Raw genomic sequence first — 19,337 nt, 5'->3', positions numbered from 1 at the left:
ATGATCCGGTCGGCGTTTCGGACCGAGTTATCGCAGGTGGCACGGTCCCGGAACCGCCGTCATCATGTGCGCCCCTGTCGCTCTTCCTAACTGCCCGATGCTGCAGTCGCCCCAGCAGCCCGGACCCCGGCGAAGTCGTCAGATGATGCCGAGTAGGGCGAGTGAACCGGGTGCTGTCGCGGGCGTGATGGCGGTTGGCGGCGGCGGTGTTGGTGATCCCGGCGGTGCGGAGCGCTGTGGCTGCGAGACCAGGCGGCCAGCTGTGTGTCTGTCCAATACGCAAAGTCGCCTGCCGTAACCCCGCCTGATTTCACACTACCGAAACAAGGAGAAGGGCAAGCCATCCGGCTCCCACCGCCAGCGGCAGGAATTGAGTGATCCAAGACGGGGAGCGCACTTTGCCGATCACTCTTCTACGTTGCTCGACACGGTAATAGACTTGAAAGCGATCAACTTCGCGGTCAATCGCGCAAAGCTCGTCACGCCAGATTTGGAGCCACCGGGTGCTCCCGTACGCGACAGCGAACCAGAATACGCTTACGAGCAGACCGAATGCCGGTAGAGCCAATCCGTATCCCTCTTTGTTCCCCAGCGAGGCGAACACCGAGACCAGGATGCCGGTGATCAGAAGATACATGTTGTTCCGGACCCAATACTCCCGCAGGTCTTGTCTGAAATGCTCGGCGACCACCTTGAACACTTCGATGTCGAGGCTGTCCGGCTGAATGGAGTCTCGGGGTTCGCCCTCGGGAACACGCACCAGACTTTCGGGCGCGCCGTTCGCATCGACAGTCGAGCCATCCATGATCGCCACCTCCGGGTCCGCCCACCTCCCATTGAGCCAGGTGAGTGCAACACGTCAGCGTCGTCGGCTTCAAGGTCCCTGCGCAGACCTGCCGCCGGTTCAGGCGACGATCCGTTCCGGCGCCGGCCGCCGTTGAGACAAGCCTGATCGTTCGACCCCTGGACCGCACGAGGCCCCCTTCCGCCGGCTCGCCGATCGCGGCGTCAACCGCCGTCTGTCGACACCCATCCGGCGATGTCCACGTCACGCGGGTGCACGGGTTCGGAGAGTACGACGCCGGTGGTGGTGTCGCCCAGTTCCGTGAGGCGCTCGATGACCTCTTCCAGGTGCTCCGCGTCCCGCACAGCGATGCTCAGCTCATAGCAGTTGTGCCCGGTGACATGCACGCACGAGAGCACGTGCCCGATGGCGAGCAACTGCTCACGCAGCGCCTTGGCGCCGCGGATGGAACGGTGCCGGGGACGCAGGGACACCTGGGCGCGCAGGCCCAGCCCGAGCCGGGCGAGGTCGAGGTGGACCCCGTAGCCGCGGATGACACCGGAGTCCTCCAGGCGCCGTATCCGCTCGGCGACCGCCGGGCGGCTCAGCGACACACGGCGGCCCAGCTCGGCGACGCTGATCCGCCCGTCCCGGGACAGTTCCCGGATGATCGCGAGATCGGCGGAGTCCCAGGTCGACGTTCTGTCGGCTGTCATGGGCGATCGTTTCCTTATCGACGGCGAATGACCCTATATCCCGTCGAAATGCCATGGGCGACGGATCTGCTGCAGCTTACTGTGATCCACCATGAAGGCGACGGTGCTGCAGGGACCCGGCCGGGTGGACGTCATCGACGTTCCCGACCCGGTGATCGAGCACGACGATGACGCCGTGGTGAGGGTGTTTCTGGCCGCTGTGTGCGGCTCCGATCTGTGGCCCTACCGGGGCCAGGAGTCGTTCACACCCGGTGATCGCATGGGACACGAGTGGATCGGAGTCGTCGAGCAGGTCGGCGCGGCCGTCGCCCGGGTCCGGCCGGGTGACCTCGTCATGGCCCCGTTCGCCTTCGCGGACGGAACCTGCCCCGCATGCCGCGACGGCTGGTTCACCTCCTGCCCGGCCGGCGGCTTCTGGGGTGGCGGCAACGGCGGAGGCCAGGCCGAGGCGGTCCGCGTGCCGTTCGCCGACGCGACGCTCGTCCCGGTGTGCGCGGACGCCGATGCGGAGCTGTTGCGCCGGCTGGCGACCGGCACCCACGCCATCGCCCTGGCCGGAGTCCGGCCCGGTGCGACCGCCGTCGTCGTGGGCGACGGCGCCGTCGGGCTCTGCGCGGTGCTCGCCGCACGCCGGGCCGGAGCGGCACGGATCATCCTCGTCGGCCGTCACACCGGCCGCAGCGCTCTCGCCACACGCATAGGGGCGACTGACGTCTTTCTCCGCGGACGACCTCACGACCGTCGGCCTCATCAGGGAGGCGACCGGGGGTGGCGTGCCGGGCGTCGCCGAATGTGCAGGAACCCAGTCCGCCCTCGACCTCGCGATCGACCTTGTCCGGCCCGGCGGCACGATCGGCTCCGTCGGCGTTCCCAACAGTGTGGACCACGTCGACCTCTACCGGCTGTTCCGCCACAACATCACCCTGCGGGCCGGGGTCGCCCCGGCCCGCCGCTACCTGCAGCCCCTGCTCGCCGACGTCCTCGCCGGGCAACTGGACCCGTCACCCGTCTTCTCTGCCGAGATTCCCCTCGACGCCGTCGCCACCGCCTACCGAGCCATGGACACCCGCCAGGCAGTCAAGATCGCGATCCGGCCCTGACCGCCGTACGACCAGAGGAGTCACATGATCCACGAAGCGTTCCGGCCCGGATACCCGATCCTGACGCCCCGGCTGGCGCTGCGGCCGCACCGCGCCGACGACCTCGACGACCTGCTCGAATTCCACGGCGATGCCGAGGTCGTGCGGTTCCTTCCCTGGCCCCTGCGCGACCGGGAGTCGACGAACGCTGCGCTCACCCTGAAGCTGGACCAGGGCCCTCTCACCGAACCGGGTCAGTGGCTGGTCCTCGCCGTGGAGTCGCGCGAGACGACGACCGTGATCGGCGAGGTCCTGCTGAAGTGGGCCAGCGCCGAGCACCAGCAGGGCGAGCTCGGCTTCGTGCTCGGACGCGCCCATCAGGGCAGGGGATACGCCGCCGAAGCCGCCGCCGAGATGCTGCGCCTGGGCTTCGAGGATCTGGGCCTGCACCGCATCACCGCGGTGTGCGTCGAGGACAACGAGTCCTCGGCCCGGCTCCTGCAACGCCTCGGCTTCACCCAGGAAGGGCGGCTGGCCGACAACGTCTGGTTCAAGGGCGGCTGGGCCACCCAGCTCCTCTTCGCGCTGACCGAGGAGAACTGGCGCACGCCGGCACCGACCCGCAGCGACCAGGAGGAGATCCACCACCTCATCCGCTGCTACTTCGACGCCTTCACCTCCGGCTCCAGAGTCGACGAGCAGATGGCGGCACTTCGCGACGCGATGCTGCCCGGAGCCGTCATCGTCCGGACGTGCGGCACGAAACCCGAGGTGTACGACGTCGACGCGTTCATCGAGCCGCGGCGAGCCATCCTCACCGACGGCACGCTCACCGACTTCCACGAACAGGCCCGGCTGGGCCGGCTGGACGTGTTCGGCGACATCGCGCAGTGGTTCGGCAGGTACGTCAAGCAGGGCCGCAGCAACGGCGTCCCGTACGCAGGCGGCGGAATGAAGTCGATGCAGTTCGTGCGGACCGACGCCGGCTGGCGCATCAGCGCGGCAGCATGGGACGACGACCGCCCATGAGCCGATCCTCACGACCGACCAGCCGGCCCCGGATGCGTTCACGTGACGATCCGCGCCAGGATGCATCAGGAACTGCTGCCGAGAATGCGCGTTTCAGCCATCGGCATGCGAGGAGGGTACGCCGTCCTTCAGGGCGGTGGTGATCCTCGCCGGGCATGCCAGGGGCCGTTGTTGTGTCGTACCCGGCCGCTAGGTTCAGGGCCGGGATCGTCTTCAGGGAGGGGTGGGCGAGGTGGCGCGGCGTGCGTACGTGTTCCTGTTGCGTCCCACTTCGGGGCAGGTGCAGCGGGCGTTTGCCTGCATCGAGGACCACCGGATCTTGTATAACGCGGCCCTGGAGGAACGGCGGACCGCTTATCGCAAGGCGGGGGTGACGATCCGGTACGGGCAGCAGTCCGGGCAGCTCAAGGAGATCCGCCGCGCCGACCTGCAGGGACAGGGCCGTTGGTCGTTCTCGTCGCAGCAGGCGACGTTGCGGCGGTTGAGCAAGGCGTTCGACGGTTTCTTCCGCCGGGTGAAAGCCGGGCAGGCGCCGGGCTATCCGCGGTTCAAGGGTCGCGGCCGGTTCGATTCGGTGCAGTGGCCGAAGGACGGGGATGGCTGCCGGTGGAACTGCACCCCGGACAGCGATCACGTACGGGTCTATCTGCAAGGCATCGGGCACGTCAAAGTCCGCGCGCATCGCAAGGTCGAGGGCCGGGTCAAGACGATCACGCTCAAGCGTGCGGGCAAGCGCCTGTACGTGGTGCTGTCGTGCGACGACGTGCCCGCCCTGACGCTGCCGCAGACCGGCAGCAAGGCCGGGATCGACATGGGTGTCGTATCGTTTCTGACCACCAGCGACGGCCGGCACGAGCCGAACCCCCGGTTCGTCCAGACGATGGCCGGTGAGCTGGCCGCCGCGCAGCAGGCCCTGTCCCGCAAGACGCGGGGTTCCCACAACCGGGCGAAAGCCCGCGCGAAGGTCGCGGCGATCCACACCAAGATCCGCCGGCAGCGCGCCGACTTCCACCACAAGAGCGCCCTCACACTGGTCCGCGCCCACGATGTGATCGCCCACGAGAAGCTGCGCATCGACAACATGACCCGCTCGGCGTCCGGGACAGTGACGGAGCCGGGTACCAACGTGGCCCAGAAGTCCGGGCTGAACAAGAGCATCCTGGACGCGGGCTGGGCTGCGTTCCTGCGAATCCTGACCGCCAAGGCTGAAAGCGCCGGACGGACCACGATTGCCGTGGACGCTGCCCACACCTCCCAGACCTGCCCCGAGTGCGGGCACGCCGCGAAACAGAACCGCCGCACCCAAGCCGAATTCGCCTGCCAGGGCTGCGGCTACACCGACCACGCCGACATCGTCGGCGCGATCAACGTATTGAGACGCGGGCTGGCGTCTCAGCCCGAACCCGTCAAGGTTTAGGCGAAGCCCCGTCCTTCAGGACGGGGAGCAGTCACGCTGCGACGCCTCCGTGCGGTGGTGTACGCGAGGGGACGGATCGCGTGTCCCGGCCGGCGCATGCCTGTCCTCGGCAGCCGTAATGATAGAGCGATGACGACGTATTCCAGAACGAAGGAGTTCGAGGGCGCGACCTTCGTCAAGGCCAGTTTCAAGGGCGCCACCCTGCGGTTCTCCGATGTCAGCGGTGTGACGATGCGCGGCGTAGACGTGGACGGACTCGACATCGACAGTCACGACCTGTTCTTCGGCAGCCTCTTCGTCAACGGGGTCGACGTGGTGCCGCTTGTGGATGCCGAGCTCAACCGGCAGTTCCCGGGACGCGAACTGCAGAAGGCGCAGACACCCGAGGGACTGCGCGAGGGATGGGTCGCCGTGCAGTCCGCGTGGCAGACGACGGTGGCGGGCACGCCGCCGGACCTGGTGGACGCCCACGTCGAAGACGAATGGTCCTTGGCCCAGACCCTGCGGCACCTGATCCTGGCGACCGACGCCTGGCTGCGCGGCGCGATCCTGCGGGTGCCACAGCCGTTCCACGAGATCGGCCAGATCTTCAGCGGTGCCGGCGAGATGGGCTTCGACATGTCGATCTTCCGTGTGGACCCGCCGGCCTACACGGAGATCCTCGAGGTGCGTGCCGAGCGACAGCGGCTGGTGGCCGATTTCCTGGCGACGGCCACCCCGGAGCTACTCGCTGAGCAACGCGAGAACCCGTGGGGCGGCGGTGACTGGCGTCCCAGCGTCGGTGACTGCATTCGCGTGATCCTGGAGGAGGAATGGGCGCACCTGCGCTACATCCGACGGGATCTTGCTCGTCTGCGTTGATCCCGAAGGATCCCACCAGGATGAGCGACCGCTCAGGGCCGCTGTCCGCGCGCGCTCGGACCTGCGCCGGGTAGCCGCTGTAGCTCCTCATCCGTCCGACAGCTCGTGGGCGACCATCGATGACCGTCTTTGCTACCGTGGCCGCATGCCCTGTCGTTTGCACGTCGCCTACCTGCTGACTCTGCTGGCGGTTACGGTCTCGGGCTTCACCTGGGAAGCTCCCACGGCTGTCAAGGCGCTGGTCGGCGCCGCTGCCATGATCCCCGTCTCGGTGGCAATCCTCGTGGTCGAGCGCCGAAAGTGCACAGGTCCGCCCGCCGGCAGCAATGGGTAGGAGTTGGCCTTTCAGCCCGCGGATCGGCCGTGCTGCCGCGGGCCCCGGCGCCGCAGGTCGGCGTTTGCGGGACTTCATGTTGCGCGATCAACGACAGAAGGGCCTCCGGGACGCCTCCGGGCTGCTACGACGGAGGCTCGAGATACGGGGGTATCTATATGTACCGCAAGATCACAACGATCCTGGCCCTGGCCGTCCTGGCGCTGGCGGGCAGTCTCGTCACAGCGTCGAAGGCACTTGCGGCCGGCGCCCAACACATCCAGAACGTCCAGACCGGTTACTGCGTCGACCAGCATTTCAACGCCGCCGGCGCCACCATAACCGTGTACACCTGGACTCCGTGTCACAACGAAGGCAATCAGAACTGGGGCTGGGAGGCCGTCGGCAACGGCTGGTACCGGGTGGTCAACAACCGCTGGGATCCCGCCACCGGCCTGCGCTGGTGCCTGTCCGCTCCCGAGGGGGCAGCCGAAACCAACCGGGTGTACGCCGAATACTGCCGGGCCGATCTGCCGGCCAAACAGAGGTGGTCGCGGTTGAGGGTTTCACCGGCGGGAGCCGCGGAACGCTACATCATCGAGAACGCGCGCCCCGGATTTCTCTGCATGGGTCAGAGCAGCAGCGACGTGACCAAGGCGTATGTGGCTTCGTGCTCGAGCTACGCCAATTCCGCGCGGTTCCGTTGGACCTTCTGGTAGCGGCCTGACCCACTCTTTCCCTCTCGTTCGCGGCGTCTGCGGGTAAACGGGCGGGCCCGGCCACACCAACTGGTCGGCCTGGCCGTCGAGTGCGGAGTTGTCGGTCAGCCGGCGTCGGCCAGCAGGAGCGTCCGGTTCTGCTGGTAGCGGCAGCCTGCGGCCTCGAACACGGCGGCCGTGGCGAGGATGCCGTCCTTGTCGTCGTTCAGCAGTGCGGCGGCGCGGTCGAGCAGTGCGACGGCAATGGGGTTGCCGGTGACGAGCGAGCGGGTCTCGGTCAGCAGGTCGGCGGCCTTGGGATGGCCGGCCAGCACGGCACGCGGCCACACTCGCGGCCAGCCGCAGGGCAGCGGGATCGTCGGCGAGGGTGGCCGCCTGCTCGTAGCGCTGCTGGGACTCGCCGATCAGGTTGCGGTCGAAGGCCAGGCCGGCGAGCAGCAGAGCCAGCCGGTGCGCGTCGGCACGCTGGTCGGGTCGGTCGGCGGCCCAGCTCAGGGCCGCCCGCAGGTCGTCGGCGACCGCGTCGAACCTGGCCCGCCAGCCTTCCTTCCCTGAGGCGGCGAGGTCCTCGGCGGTCTCCAGGCACCAGCGCAGATGCCGGGCGAGCGTGGCGTCCTGCTCGCCGGCCGCAAGAAGCTGCTCGGTTCCGTACTGCCGGATGGTCTCCAAGGCCCGATAGCGGGTGCCGCCGGCCGGCGCGGTCACGCCGAGCAGGCTCTGATCGGCGAGCCGTGCCAGGCCTTCGACGACGTGGCCCGGAGACAGCGGGTCGAAGCCGGCGACGGTCGCGGCGGCCATGGCGGTGAAGGGGGAGACGAACACCGCGACCCGGCGCAGCAGGGCCAGGTCGTCGCCGGTGAGCAGCGCCTGACTCCAGTCGAGATGGCCCGCACCGAGCGGTGCCGGTCGTCGGCCCGGTATCCGCCGACGATCAGCCGCAGGTGGTCGGAGAGACCCAGGACCAGGCCGTCGAGCCCGAGGGTGGGCAGGCGGGCGGCGGCCAGTTCGATCGCCAGCGCCACGCCGTCGAGCTTGCGGCACAGGTCGGCGACCTGGCCGGCCTGCGCGTCCGAGACCGTCCAGCCCACCGCGGCGGCCCGGTCGCGGAACAAGGCGACCGCATCCGATTCGCCGTCGAGCGACAGCGGCGGCACCTGGTAGACCCACTCGAACGGCACCATGAGCCGGGCCCGGCTGGTGGCCAGCACGCTCACCTGCGGGCAGCGCACCAGCAGCCGTTCGACGAACGGCGCGACCCCGTCGGCCACGTGTTCACAGTTGTCCAGCACCAGCAGGGCGCGCCGGTCGGTGAGGGCGGCCGGTACCGCGTCGTGGATGCTGCGGCCCTGCTGTTCGCCGAGGCCGAGCGCGGCCGCGACCGCTGCCGCCACCATGGCCGGGTCGGTGACCGGCACCAGGTCGACGAACCACACGCCGTCGGGGAAGACGCCGGTCAGGTCAGCGGCCACCGCCAGGACGAGGCGGGTCTTGCCCACGCCGCCGGGGCCGACGGCGCTGACCTGGCGGTGCGCGGTGACGGCGCGCTGCAGCGCGTCGCGTTCCCGGGCGCGGCCGATGAACGGGCTCAGCGGTGTCGGCAGGGCGACCGGCGTGTGCGAGGGCCGGGTGAGCTGGGCGGCGATGTCGGCGAGAGCGCGGCGGTCCGCCGCGTCCAGCTTGCGCAGCAGCGACGACACGTGGGTCTCCACCGTGCGCACCGAGATGAACAGCTGGGCGCCGATCTCGGCGTTGCTGCGGTGCTCGCCGACCAGGGAGAGGATCTCGGCTTCGCGTGGCGAGATCCCCGCCGTGGCTTGCTGTTTCGACACGGGAGCCATTCTCGCGTACCCCCGCGGTGTCTTTCTCCGTGGTGCTCTCCGTGCTCGGCACGGATGCCGGCCGTACCCGGCCGGCGGCAGGCTGTTGGCATGCCCATCAAGACGATCATCGTTCCGGTACGGGACCTGGCCGCGGCCAAGGCGCTGTACGGCACCGTGCTGGGCGTGGAGCCGTACGCGGACGAGCCTTACTACGTCGGCTTCCGGGTCGGGGACCAGGAGATCGGCCTGGATCCCAACGGCCACAACCACGGGATGACCGGTCCCGTCGGCTACTGCCACGTCGATGACGTCACCGCGAGCCTGCGCGCGGCCGTCGCCGCCGGCTGGCGTACGCGTCAGGACGTCAAGGACGTCGGCGCCGGACAGCTGGCCGCCATCGTCGAGGACCCCAGCGGCAACGTCCTCGGCCTCCTCCAGAGCTTCGAAAGGAACCCGTCATGACCAGCGTCGAGCACATCACCCTCGAGGTCGCCGACGCGACCGCTGCCAAAATCTTCTACACCGACGTCCTCGGCCTGGGCGCCTGGGTTCGGGTCCGGGCCTCGCAGGAGCCGACGACCGGCTTCCGCGGGTTCACCCTGTCGCTGATCGTCGCCCAGCCGGCGAACGTCAATGCGCTCGTCGACGCGGCGCTCGCCGCCGGCGCCACCGCGGTGAAGCCGGCCGAGAAGTCGCTGTTCGGCTACGGCGGTGTCGTGCGGGCCCCGGACGGGACGATCGTGACGGTCGCGTCGTCGTCGAAGAAGGACACCGGCCCGGCCACCCGGCAGATCGACGACGTCGTGATCCAGTTGGGGGTGGCCGACGTGGCCGCCGCCAAGCGGTTCTATGTCGAGAGCGGGCTGACGGTCGGGCGCAGCTTCGGGAGCAAGTACGTCGAGTTCGCAGCTCCCGCGCGTACGGTGAGATTGTCGCTGTTGAAAAGAAAGGCCCTGGCCAAGGCCGCCGGGGTCGCCGTGGACGGCACCGGATCCCATCGCATCGTGCTCGGCGGCGGCACCGCGCCGAAGACCGACCCGGACGGGTTCGCCTGGGAGCCGGCACGTCCCTGATCAGGCGGCCCGGCGGGCGCGGCGGCGGGCGCGGACGAAATGATCGGCGCCGCGGGTGTCGCTCCACCAGCCCCACGGCACGCCGGTCACGTACTTGCCGATCGCGGCGAACACCGGCGCGGCCTCAGCGTGGCGGCCGGTGCGGGCCAGCCCGTACGCCAGGAAGTTCGCATCGTCCAGCCAGTCGGCGCCCTGCCGGCTGGTGGGCTGGTGGAACCAGCGGGACAGCGCGGTGTCGAGTTCCGACTGCATGACCGGGTCCTGGCGCCACAGCTCGCCGATCTCCTCGGCGCTGCGTTGCGGGTCGACCCGTTTCTGCTCCCACAGCGCCCACTCGGCGGCGGCACGGACCGGCAGGAGGTGCAGCGGTGAGCCGTCCCGCGCCGTGGCGGCGGCCGAGCGGGCGAAGCCGAACATCTGCTCGTGCGAGCCCCTCCACTTGCGGCAGTGGTAGGTCATCTTGAGCACGTGTCCTTCCCGGTGCCGCGGGGCGCGCCGGGTCAGTTCCTCCCAGGTATCGTCGACCTCGTCCGGCTCGGCGCCCAGATCGATGTGCATGCGCAGCCGGGTCGCCCACGGGGTGGGGTCCTGCGGTGCGAGCTGCATCGCCACGTCGTTGACCTCGTCGGCCAGGTGCAGCAGCCGGTGGAACTCGGCCCACTGCTGCTCGCTGACCGTGCTGGCCCAGCCGTCGCCGCGGACCTCCCAGGCCCGGGCCTGCAGGGATCGGGCGCGCACGAGGTGGGCGTCCGGGTCGGTGGGGAAGCCGGCCGCCCACTTGTCGGTCCAGGCGGCCGTGGTGTCGACCTGGCCGGTGCCGCGGTCGATGCGTGATCCCAGCCCGCCGGCGGTCGATTCGGCCAGCACACGCAGGTAGCGGGCCCGCAGGTTGTGGCTGCCCCGGGTCCGGGCCAGCGCCTCCCGGGCGAGGCTGGTGTCGGTGCCGTAGCGCGCCTGCACGCAGGCCTCGCGCAGCGCGGCGTCGTCCTGGGCCGGATTCGTGTCGATCTGGCGGGTGAGCAGCAGCCACAGGGTCGAGATCATGATCGACGATCGTAAACCACCCGCAGCTCTGCCAGCGCGTCGTGGATCGCGGCCCAGCGGGCGTCGTTCCAGCCGGCGACCGTGGTCGCGGCCGACACCACCTCGGCGTAGTCGCGGCCCGCCCGATCGAACTGCGCCGCCCAGCCGATCAACGCCTGCAGCAGCGCCTCGGTTCCGTAGTCGGCGGCTACGCCGACGGCCTCATCGACGCGGCCGTCGCCGGCCAGTGCTGCCGCGACGGCCAGGGCCGTCTCCTGCCGGCTGTCCGGGTCGGCCAGCTCCCGCACCGCGCCCAGCGCCCGGTCCAGTTCGCCGGCCGTCAGCAGCGCCGAGGTGGTCGCCAGCAGGGTCCGGTCCGGGTCGTTGACCTCGGCATGCGCGACGGCCAAAGCCTCCTCGTAGCATCCGGCCTCGGTGAGCGTCATGGCGAGCTGAGCCATCGACACCTCCTCCGGCGTGTCCAGGTAGCGGACCGCCCTGGCATCGCCGAGTTCCGCCAGCTGCACCGCGGTCTGCATCAGCATCAGCGAACGGGCCGGATGCCCGATCTCCGCCTGCACCTCCGTCAGAATCTCGTCGAGGAGGCGGTCCGCCTGCTCGGCGTCGGTGGGTAGCAGGGCCCAGGACAGCCAGGGGAGGGCGGCAGCGCGCGCGTTCGGTTCCAGGGCTGCGACCGCCTGCTGCGCGCCCTGCAGCATCGATGCGGCCGCTGCGGCACCGGCGCGTACCAGTTCGCCGGCGGCGAGACAGTACGCGACGGCGGCCATCTCGGGATCCGCGATCCGGTCCAGCCAGGCCTGCGCCTGCCCGGCGTCACCGGCGGCGGCCGCGGCCCGCGCCGCGAGCAGTGCCGCCTGCGCCAGCTGTTCTGCGGGTAGAGCCTTGGCGAGCCAGTCGAGTTCGACGTGGCGGCCGGCGCGCGCCACACTGAGCGCCACATCGCCCAGCACCTGCTCGCGTTCCTGCGGGTCGAGCGTGAGCAGCGCGTCCGCCACCGGCGCGAACGGTTGCGCCGCGGCGACCAGCTGGGCCCAGTAGCGGGCGGCGATCTCGTCGTGCCACGGCAGGTCGAGCAGGAGCCGCACCGCCGTGCGGTACTGTCCGGTCTCCAGCAGCGCGGTGGTCGCGCCGGTGACCGCGGACGATTGGATGTACGGGCTGGTCAGTGTCGCGAGGGCGGCGATTCCGGCCGAGGTCCGTCCACCGCGCAGCCGGGCCACGCCGACAGTCCACCGCGCGTCCTCGGGCAGAGTCTGCAGGCCGTGCCGTTCGACGTGCTCCTCCACCTCGTCGTCGCGCCCGTCCTGCACCAACCCGACCAGCAGGTGCCGATACGCCGACGCCAGCGCCTGTTCGTCGCGGATCCGCAGCACGATCCGGCCGATGGCGGTGAACCGGCCGGCCGCGCTCAGGTGACGGCAGAGCTCGGCCAGTTCCGTGTCGTGGCCGGGGGAGGCGGGCAGGGCCAGGCCGCGTTGTTCGGCGGCGTCGAGCACCGCGGCCGCCCGCGGATCGGTGATCTGGGCGAGCCCGGCACCGACGGCGGCGAGAACGGCAACAGACGCCTCCGCTGGTGACAGCGCGGGCGGGCCGGCTGCGGGCCACAGGTCCGCGGCTCGCGGGTCGCCGCGGCCGGCCAGGTCGATCGCGATCGTCCGGCGCAGCTGCGACGCCTCGTGCGGATCAGCGATCAGCGGCACCAGTGCCTCGGCCTCGGCCACCCGCCTGCCGTCGACGAGGTGCGTGCCGGCGGCGCGCAGCATCCCGACCGCGGTGTCGACAGCGTCGGGGCGAGGTGGCAGACCGAACGGATCGGCGTCGACCCGCAGGTCGTAAATCTCCTCCAACAGGGCCTGCGTCTCGGCGGTGCTGCCCCATTCGTCGTCGTCGGAGGCCGGTTCGGGCTCGGTGGCGACGTGCTGCGGGAGGAGTTCCGCAGCGATCCGGGCGGCCTCGTGCGGCTGTCCGGCGGCGGCGAAGGCCAGGACCATCAGCCACCCGGTGTCGCGATCGCCGTGCGGCGGCTGTGTGTCAAGGGGAGTCGTTCCGGCCAGGACCGCGGCGGCTGCGGCGTAGGCGGCCCGGGTATCCGGTGTGGTCAAGGCCGCGTCGACGGCGGCCTGTGGGGCGCCGGAGCGTGCCAGGCCGAGGGCGAAGGTCACCGTGGCCGGACCACGAACGTCGGAGCGTCCGATCCGTGCCAGCTCTGCGCTCGCCCGGTCGACGTCACCGGCCGCCGCGTACGCGCCGGTCAACAGCCGGCCGGCGTGGTCGCGGTGCAGGTCGAAGTCGATCCCCGCCGCGGCCCGGCTAGCGCCCGCCAGGTCGTCCGCCCGCACCCTGGCCCGTACGACGTCCACCATCGCCCGGCCGCGGGTCACCCGGTCGTCGATGTGGGCGGCCAACGCCTCGGCCTGCTCCGGCAGGCCGGCATCCGCGAGGGCTCCCGCGAGATCACGCCGCAGCCAGTCGCCGTGGCGCGGGCTGACCTGCACCGAAGGGCGGCCCCAGGCGTGCGGGTCGGGGCGCACCGCAACGGCCAGCGTGGTCGCCTCGGTGATCGTCTCGTCGGCTCGGGTGTCACCGGCCTCGCGCATCATCAGGCCGATGTGCAGCAGCAGCCGGGCCCGGGTGGGCCGCGCCGTCACCTCCCGTGCGGTGCTCAGCGCGGCCGTGAAGCTCTCCTCGGCGACCGGGTCGCCCGCCTCGGTGCGCAACGCGGCGGCAGTCGTCAGGACCTGCGCCCGCAGGGCGATGTCGGCGATCTCGCCCGCGATGCCTTCGAGGTGGTCGACCGCGGCGGGCAGCAGCGTTCCACGGGCGGACTCCGCGAGCAGCACACCCGACAGCGCCGCCGCGATCTTCTCGGGTTGGCGGCGGGCGAACGCGTACGACCAGGCCTGGACGCCGTGGCCGAGTAGCACCAGGAGGGTCAGGTCGTCGTCGGTGAACCGATCGGCGCGCTCGCGGATCACGGTGCCGACCACGGCGAGACGCACCCGCTCCACCGGTGAGCCGCCCGTTGCCGCGCGTTCGGCGGCGACCGCCACATCGAACAGGAACTCGGCGTCGCTGCCGGTCCGGCGGTTCAGCTCCGCCAGCCACGCGGTATCGATCAGAAGCCGGAGCCGGTCGTCGTCCTCGGCGGCGGCCAGATGCTCGGCCAGATACCCGACGCCGTAGTCGTCGCGAGGCGCGCCGTCCTGCTCCTTTTCCCGCCACAGCCGGCCCGCGACCCGGGCGTGCCAGCGACGCGGCTCGACGTGCAGCGCCGCGGTCTCGGTGCGTTCACCGGTGGCCGGATCGGTCAGGAACTCCTGCAGCGAACCGTGGTACAGGGCGAACGCCTCACCGGTGGTCGCCAGGAACGGCGCCAGCCACTCGACGGAGTCGGCCACGTCCGCCAGCTCGACCGGCAGGCCGGCGAGGGCAGCCAGCCGGTCGAGTGGCAGCGGTTCGAACGCCACGGCCAGGGTGGCCAGCAGCGGGCGTACCACCGCGGACCACCGGTCGGCCAGATGGTCCTCGCCGCCCGGATCCGCCACCCGGATCCGGTCGCGGATCAGGTGGGAGCGGACCTGCAGCAGCAGGAAGCCGTACAGTCCCGCCAGTTCTTCGGGCAACGAGTCGAGGGTGAGCAGCGCCGCGACGTCGGCCCGTCCGTGCTCCAGCGTCCGCGCCAACGCGTCGAGATAGCCCAGGTTGCCGTGGGCGCGGGCCGTCGACCGGGAGACGAACGCGGCCCGCTGCCCGGCGGGCCGCTGCGCCAGGACCGGGGACGCGGCCAGTCCACGGGCATAGCTGACCGCGTCCTGCCGCACCCGAGGGTCGTCGTCGTCGATCGTCAGCCGGCACAGCTGGTCAGACCGCTTGCTGAGCAGCATCCGCAGGTCGGCGTCCGGCGGCCGGGAGGTGAGCACGAACCGGACGTTGGCCGGCACGTCGATCCCGGTCAGCCAGCTCACCAACGGCTCGTCCGTGCTGCGGTACCGGAACTCGTCCAGCCCGTCGATGAGGATCACCAGGTGCTCGGCGGACCGGCCGGCCAGCGCGGCGGCCGGCTCGCGCAGGGCCATCTGCTCGAGCTGATCCATGGTGAGCAGCGCCGGGTCGGTGACCAGCTCGTCGACCCGCACCCCGGCCAACTCCCCGTCAGCCGTCTCGACGTCCTGGCTCACCCGGATCGCGTACCGGTGAAACGGCGACGCCAGGATGCGGCCGACCTCGGCCCCCACGGCCGAAGCCCCGGCGGACAGCGTGCCGAGCCGCTGCTCGACACTGATCCGCACCCACTCCCGGGAGAACAAGTGCGGCCATGCCGCGGCCAGCTGCCAGCCGATCTGCAACAGCACACCCCGGGCGCCGGAGGCACCCGACGGAGACCGCTGATCGGCACGGCTGAAGCAGCTCGGCCACCGCGGATGCTCGCGGGCCAACTGCGCCAGGAACGTGCTCTTGCCGGCCCCCGGCGCCCCAGTGACCACCACGAACCGCACCTGCGGCCGGTCGAGCGCCGCCTGCACCTCGTCGGCCAGCCACCCACGGCGGTGGAATCGCGGCTGGTCGACGTAACGGGCCACGGTGGCCGTCACCGTCTGCTCCGGCACCGGACCTGGCATCTCGCCTCCCTCCGGGGCGGCCGCAACGCACCATCCATCCAACCTCACGAGGCCGGGCCAGGCGAGAACCCGCAAGGCTTCGTACGCCGTCCATCTGCGGGTTTGATCTTCGGCTCCTATCATGTGGCGATGCTTGATGCGGATCTGCTGGCGGCCGCCGCCGAAGCGACCGGGTTCATGCCCGCCGACGAAGGGGCCGCCCTCGCGCAGGCCGCGCTCGCCGCGCCGGACGGCCCGATCCTCGAGGTCGGCAGCTACCTCGGGAAGTCGACGCTGTATCTGGCCGCGGCTGCTCGTGTCCGCGGCGGCAAGGTGGTGACCGTGGATCATCACCGTGGGTCCGAGGAGCATCAGCCGGGCTGGGAGTATCACGATCCGCACCTGGTCGACCCGGCCGTCGGTTTGATCGACACCCTGCCGGGCTTTCGCCGCACGATCGCGGCGGCCGGCGCCGAGGATGTGGTCGTCGCCGTCGTGGCGCGCGCGGAGGATGTCGCCCGGCTGTGGGCGACGCCGCTGGCGTTGCTGTTCCTCGACGGCAGCCACACCGACGAGTCCGCGCAGCGCGACCTCGCCGGCTGGGCGCCGCACCTGACGGTGGGCGGTGTCCTGGCCATTCACGACGTGTTCGCCGACCCGGCCGACGGTGGGCAGGCGCCGTACCGCATCTACCGGCAGGCTCTCGACTCGGGCACCTACACCGAGCTGACCGGGCAGGGATCACTGCGGCTGCTGCGCCGGGACCGCTGAGTTCGGTTCGGCGGCGTCGCGGAAGATCGCTGAGCGCGGATGCTGCCCGTGCAGGGCGTCGACCGCCAACACGACCGCTGCCGCTGTCCAGGTGGTGCGTTCCACCGGCCAGCGGACGCCGTCGGTCAGCACCAGCCCGGTCCAGTAGGAGCCGTCGTCCTCCCGCAGGTGCTGCATCGCCGCGACGAGTTCCCGGGCCGCGGACCGTTCGCCGATCGCGTCCAGGGCCAGCGCCAGTTCGCAGGTCTCGGCGCCGGTCACCCACGGCTGGTCGGCGACACAGTAGGCGCCGCGGCCGGGTACGACGAACTCGTCCCACCGCTGCTCGATGCGTTGCCGCGCCACCGGTCCACGCACCGCGCCGCCCAGGATCGGGTAGTACCAGTCCATCGAGAAGCGGCTCTTGTCGGCGAAGACCTCCGGCCGGTCGCGGATCGCGGCTGCCAGCAGGTCGGCCGCGAACTCCCAGTCGGGCTGCGGCTCACCGGCCAGCTCGGCGATCGCCGTGCCGCGACGCAGCGCCTGATGAATGCTCGAACAGCCGGTCAGCAGCGCCACCTGATCGCCGGCCGCCCACCAGATCTGCCCGGCGTCGGCCTGGCAGCCGACCACGAAGTCCAGGGCCCGGCGCACGGTCGGCCACATCCGCTCCAGAAATCCGTGGTCGCCGGTGCACAGCCAGTGATGCCAGCACCCGACGGCGACGTAGGCGGCGTGGTTCGTTTCGGCGGTCGCGTCGGCGACCACACCGCCCGGGTCGTACCGCGACGCCCACGACCCGTCCGTGCGCTGGGTGCGGCGCAGCCAGTCGTAGGCCGCCTGTGCCCGATCGTGTTCGCCGCCGACGTCGAGGGCCATGGCGGCTTCGACGTGGTCCCACGGGTCGGCCTGGCCGCCCGCGTACCAGGGGATCAGGCCGTCGGCCTGCTGCTCGGCGGCGATGCCGGCCACGGTGGCGAGGATCTGGCCGGTGCTGAGCACATCGGGCAGGTCAGGCGCCGACATCGGCCATCACCTCGTATTTCTCGAGGTAGATGACGACGCTCTTGCCGATCAGCGGGTTCAGGGCCTGTTCCAGCAGCCGGGTCACGGCGGGCCGGTCGACGATGTCCCACACCAGCATCCGGTGGTAGGCCTTGGTGGGGGCGGCGTCACCGATCGCGCATTTGAGCCACCAGTACGGGCTGTGCAGCGCGTGGGCGTACCCGTTGCCGGTCACGGTCAGCCCGGCCTGCCGCAACCGGTCGGCCAGCTCGTCCTCCTTGTAGATGCGCACGTGCCCGCCCTCGTTGGCGTGGTACTCGTCGGACAGCGCCCAGCAGACCCGTTCCGGCAGCCAGCGCGGCACGGTCACCGCCGCCCGGCCGCCCGGCCGCAGCACCCGGGTCAGCTCGGCGATCGCCGTTGCGTCGTCCGGGATGTGCTCGAGCACCTCCGAGGCGATGATGCGGTCGAAGCTCGCGTCCGGGAACGGCAGCGACAGCAGGTCACCCTGGATCGTCGTGAAGCTCGCCGTCGCCGGCGCCTCCCCGGCCAGCTCCATCGCCGTGCACCAGGACGCGGTCGTCGCCAGGTCCTTCGCGTTCAGATCCAGGGCGACGACGTCGGCGCCGCGCCGGTACGCCTCGAAGGTGTGCCGGCCCTCGCCGCACCCCAGGTCGAGGACCCGCATCCCCGGCCGCACGTCCAGCCGGTCGTAGTCGACGGTCAGCAACGGTGTTCTACCTGCCTTTCGCGGCGATTGCTTCGGCGTACCAGTCGGCGGTGCGGATCGCGGTCCGCCGCCACGTGAAATGCTCGACCGCCCGGCGGCGGCCGTTCTCGCCCAGCCGCCGGCGCAGCGGCTCGTCGTCGAGCAGCCGGCCGAGCGCGGCGGCGAGGGCCTCCACGTCGCCCGGCGGCACGTGCAGCGACGCCAGCCCGTCCGCGCCGGTCACCTCGGGCAGGGCACCGGCCGTCGTGACTACCAGGGGCACCCCGCAGGCCATCGCTTCGACGGCGGGCAGCGAGAAACCCTCGTACCGCGACGGCACGGCGGCCACCGTGGCTGACCGGAAAAGGTTGGCGAGCTCCTGATCCGAGATCCCGGAGACGAACCGCACCACGTCGTCCAGGCCCAGCCGCGTGATCGCCCGCGCGGCCGCGCCCTGCGGGCGGGCCGACCCGACGACGACCAGTTCGACATCGCGGCCGGTCCGCAGTTTGGCGACGGCTTCTATCAACTCGGCGAGACCCTTGAGGGGTACGTCGGCGCTGGCCACCGCCAGGATCCGGGCGCTACGCGGCGTGGTGGTCCCGGCCGGTTCTCCGTCGGCCAGGCTTCCTTCAGCCGGGCTGAACGTGTCGACGTCCACGCCGACGCCGATCACGCGCAGCCGCTCGGCCGGCACCCGGAACGCCTCGACGATCTCGTCGCGGGCGGCGTGCGACACGGTGGTCAGCCACGGCAGGTTGCGCGCCACCCGGGCCTGCATGCGGGTGAACGCGTACCAGCGCCGCAGCGACAGCCGCCGTTTCCAGTCCGGTGCCGCCGCCAGTTCCAGGTCCCGGTCGACGGTGATCGGATGGTGGATGGTCGCGACCAGCGGTGTGCCCGAACGGCCGAGCGGCAGCAGCCCGTACCCGAGGCACTGGTTGTCGTGCACGATGTCGAAGTCGCCCAGCCGGTGCCGCAGATGCCGCCACGCCCGCAGCGAGAACGTCAGCGGCTCCGGGAACGCGCCGGTGCACATCGACGCCCACTCCAGCACGTCGATCGGCGTGCGGAACTCGTTGAACCGCGGCGTCCGGAACGGATCGGGTTCGCGGTAGAGGTCCAGGCTCGGCAGGACAGTCAGGCCGACCCCGTCGTCCAGATCGGGAAGCGGGGGACCGGAGAACACCTGCACCTGATGGCCGAGCCGCACCAACTCCCGGGAGAGGTGCCGGACATAGATCCCCTGACCGCCGCTGTGCGGTTTGCTCCGATACGACAGCAGGGCGATGCGAACAGGCGCGGCGATCACCACCTGACCCTAAGCGGCCGGACGCAAACGATCACTACTGGCAGGTAACGAACGTTCGCACGGCACCCCGACGCACTCGCCGACGCGCAATCGGGCATCATCTCTACC

Annotated in this window: 18 protein-coding genes and 1 pseudogene; 10 read left to right on the top strand and 9 right to left on the bottom strand. The window is 71.0% G+C overall.

The window, feature by feature from the left end; all coding sequences use genetic code 11:
- Positions 1 to 310: 310 nt before the first annotated feature.
- A complete protein-coding gene (locus OHA21_RS16135) occupies positions 311 to 805 on the bottom strand; it encodes a RipA family octameric membrane protein (RefSeq protein ID WP_328474789.1) in 495 nt (164 codons plus the stop codon).
- Positions 806 to 1,008: 203 nt separating this feature from the next.
- The gene (locus OHA21_RS16130; RefSeq protein WP_328474787.1) at positions 1,009 to 1,500 is read right to left on the bottom strand and encodes an Lrp/AsnC family transcriptional regulator; all 492 of its coding nucleotides are present in this window, start codon (positions 1,498 to 1,500) and stop codon (positions 1,009 to 1,011) included.
- 91 nt (positions 1,501 to 1,591) lie between these two features.
- Between OHA21_RS16130 and OHA21_RS52730 the strand changes: the two are divergent.
- The 6 genes and pseudogenes from OHA21_RS52730 to OHA21_RS16100 form a co-directional block, all read left to right on the top strand.
- Positions 1,592 to 1,927: pseudogene (locus OHA21_RS52730) on the top strand (alcohol dehydrogenase catalytic domain-containing protein); the annotation flags it as partial.
- A 346-nt stretch (positions 1,928 to 2,273) separates the two neighbouring features.
- On the top strand, positions 2,274 to 2,600 hold the full coding sequence (locus tag OHA21_RS16120; protein WP_328474783.1) for a hypothetical protein: 327 nt from the start codon (positions 2,274 to 2,276) through the stop codon (positions 2,598 to 2,600).
- 24 nt (positions 2,601 to 2,624) lie between these two features.
- Complete coding sequence (locus OHA21_RS16115; protein ID WP_328474781.1) at positions 2,625 to 3,608, top strand: GNAT family N-acetyltransferase; 984 nt, start codon at positions 2,625 to 2,627, stop codon at positions 3,606 to 3,608.
- A 232-nt stretch (positions 3,609 to 3,840) separates the two neighbouring features.
- Positions 3,841 to 5,025 (top strand): RNA-guided endonuclease InsQ/TnpB family protein, encoded by a 1,185-nt coding sequence (locus OHA21_RS16110; protein ID WP_328474779.1) that lies wholly within the window; start codon positions 3,841 to 3,843, stop codon positions 5,023 to 5,025.
- A 129-nt stretch (positions 5,026 to 5,154) separates the two neighbouring features.
- Positions 5,155 to 5,886, top strand: a complete 732-nt coding sequence (locus tag OHA21_RS16105; RefSeq protein ID WP_328474777.1) for a DinB family protein — start codon at positions 5,155 to 5,157, stop codon at positions 5,884 to 5,886.
- Positions 5,887 to 6,378: 492 nt separating this feature from the next.
- Positions 6,379 to 6,918 carry an RICIN domain-containing protein gene (locus OHA21_RS16100; RefSeq protein ID WP_328474775.1) on the top strand — a complete coding sequence of 180 codons (540 nt, stop codon included), beginning with the start codon at positions 6,379 to 6,381 and terminating at the stop codon, positions 6,916 to 6,918.
- Positions 6,919 to 7,022: 104 nt separating this feature from the next.
- On the opposite strand, the gene OHA21_RS16095 is transcribed toward OHA21_RS16100, so the two are convergent.
- On the bottom strand, positions 7,023 to 7,232 hold the full coding sequence (locus OHA21_RS16095) for a hypothetical protein (RefSeq protein WP_328474773.1): 210 nt from the start codon (positions 7,230 to 7,232) through the stop codon (positions 7,023 to 7,025).
- Between OHA21_RS16095 and OHA21_RS16090 the strand changes: the two genes are divergently transcribed.
- A complete protein-coding gene (locus tag OHA21_RS16090; protein WP_328474772.1) occupies positions 7,213 to 7,473 on the top strand; it encodes a hypothetical protein in 261 nt (86 codons plus the stop codon). The genes OHA21_RS16095 and OHA21_RS16090 overlap by 20 nt on opposite strands.
- Before the next feature lie 146 nt (positions 7,474 to 7,619).
- Here the strand turns inward: OHA21_RS16090 and OHA21_RS16085 are convergent, their stop codons facing one another.
- Positions 7,620 to 8,747 carry an ATP-binding protein gene (locus OHA21_RS16085; protein ID WP_328474770.1) on the bottom strand — a complete coding sequence of 376 codons (1,128 nt, stop codon included), beginning with the start codon at positions 8,745 to 8,747 and terminating at the stop codon, positions 7,620 to 7,622.
- A 99-nt stretch (positions 8,748 to 8,846) separates the two neighbouring features.
- Between OHA21_RS16085 and OHA21_RS16080 the strand changes: the two genes are divergently transcribed.
- Complete coding sequence (locus OHA21_RS16080; protein ID WP_328474768.1) at positions 8,847 to 9,200, top strand: VOC family protein; 354 nt, start codon at positions 8,847 to 8,849, stop codon at positions 9,198 to 9,200.
- On the top strand, positions 9,197 to 9,811 hold the full coding sequence (locus OHA21_RS16075) for a glyoxalase (protein ID WP_328474766.1): 615 nt from the start codon (positions 9,197 to 9,199) through the stop codon (positions 9,809 to 9,811). Before OHA21_RS16080 ends, OHA21_RS16075 begins: the two co-directional genes overlap by 4 nt.
- On the opposite strand, the gene OHA21_RS16070 is transcribed toward OHA21_RS16075, so the two are convergent.
- Together OHA21_RS16070 and OHA21_RS16065 are read right to left on the bottom strand one after the other, a co-directional pair.
- Complete coding sequence (locus OHA21_RS16070; protein ID WP_328474764.1) at positions 9,812 to 10,855, bottom strand: DUF4034 domain-containing protein; 1,044 nt, start codon at positions 10,853 to 10,855, stop codon at positions 9,812 to 9,814.
- Positions 10,852 to 15,474, bottom strand: a complete 4,623-nt coding sequence (locus OHA21_RS16065; RefSeq protein WP_328474762.1) for a hypothetical protein — start codon at positions 15,472 to 15,474, stop codon at positions 10,852 to 10,854. The genes OHA21_RS16070 and OHA21_RS16065 overlap by 4 nt, the downstream gene beginning before the upstream one ends.
- Positions 15,475 to 15,603: 129 nt before the next feature.
- Here OHA21_RS16065 and OHA21_RS16060 point away from each other — a divergent pair, with 129 nt between their 5' ends.
- Positions 15,604 to 16,224 (top strand): class I SAM-dependent methyltransferase, encoded by a 621-nt coding sequence (locus tag OHA21_RS16060; protein ID WP_328474760.1) that lies wholly within the window; start codon positions 15,604 to 15,606, stop codon positions 16,222 to 16,224.
- Here the strand turns inward: OHA21_RS16060 and OHA21_RS16055 are convergent.
- The 3 genes from OHA21_RS16055 to OHA21_RS16045 are packed head-to-tail and all read right to left on the bottom strand — an operon-like array spanning position 16,195 to position 19,229.
- Positions 16,195 to 17,229, bottom strand: coding sequence for a prenyltransferase (locus OHA21_RS16055; protein WP_328474758.1), 1,035 nt, complete (start codon positions 17,227 to 17,229; stop codon positions 16,195 to 16,197). The two genes, OHA21_RS16060 and OHA21_RS16055, sit on opposite strands and share 30 nt — an antisense overlap.
- On the bottom strand, positions 17,216 to 17,938 hold the full coding sequence (locus OHA21_RS16050; protein ID WP_328474756.1) for a class I SAM-dependent methyltransferase: 723 nt from the start codon (positions 17,936 to 17,938) through the stop codon (positions 17,216 to 17,218). The genes OHA21_RS16055 and OHA21_RS16050 overlap by 14 nt, the downstream gene beginning before the upstream one ends.
- A 7-nt stretch (positions 17,939 to 17,945) precedes the next feature.
- A complete protein-coding gene (locus OHA21_RS16045; RefSeq protein ID WP_328474754.1) occupies positions 17,946 to 19,229 on the bottom strand; it encodes a glycosyltransferase family 4 protein in 1,284 nt (427 codons plus the stop codon).
- Positions 19,230 to 19,337 lie beyond the last annotated feature (108 nt).

Origin of the sequence: Actinoplanes sp. NBC_00393 (assembly GCF_036053395.1) — a bacterium.
Classification (GTDB): Bacteria; Actinomycetota; Actinomycetes; order Mycobacteriales; family Micromonosporaceae; genus Actinoplanes.
This window is presented reverse-complemented; position numbering and strand designations above follow the sequence as displayed.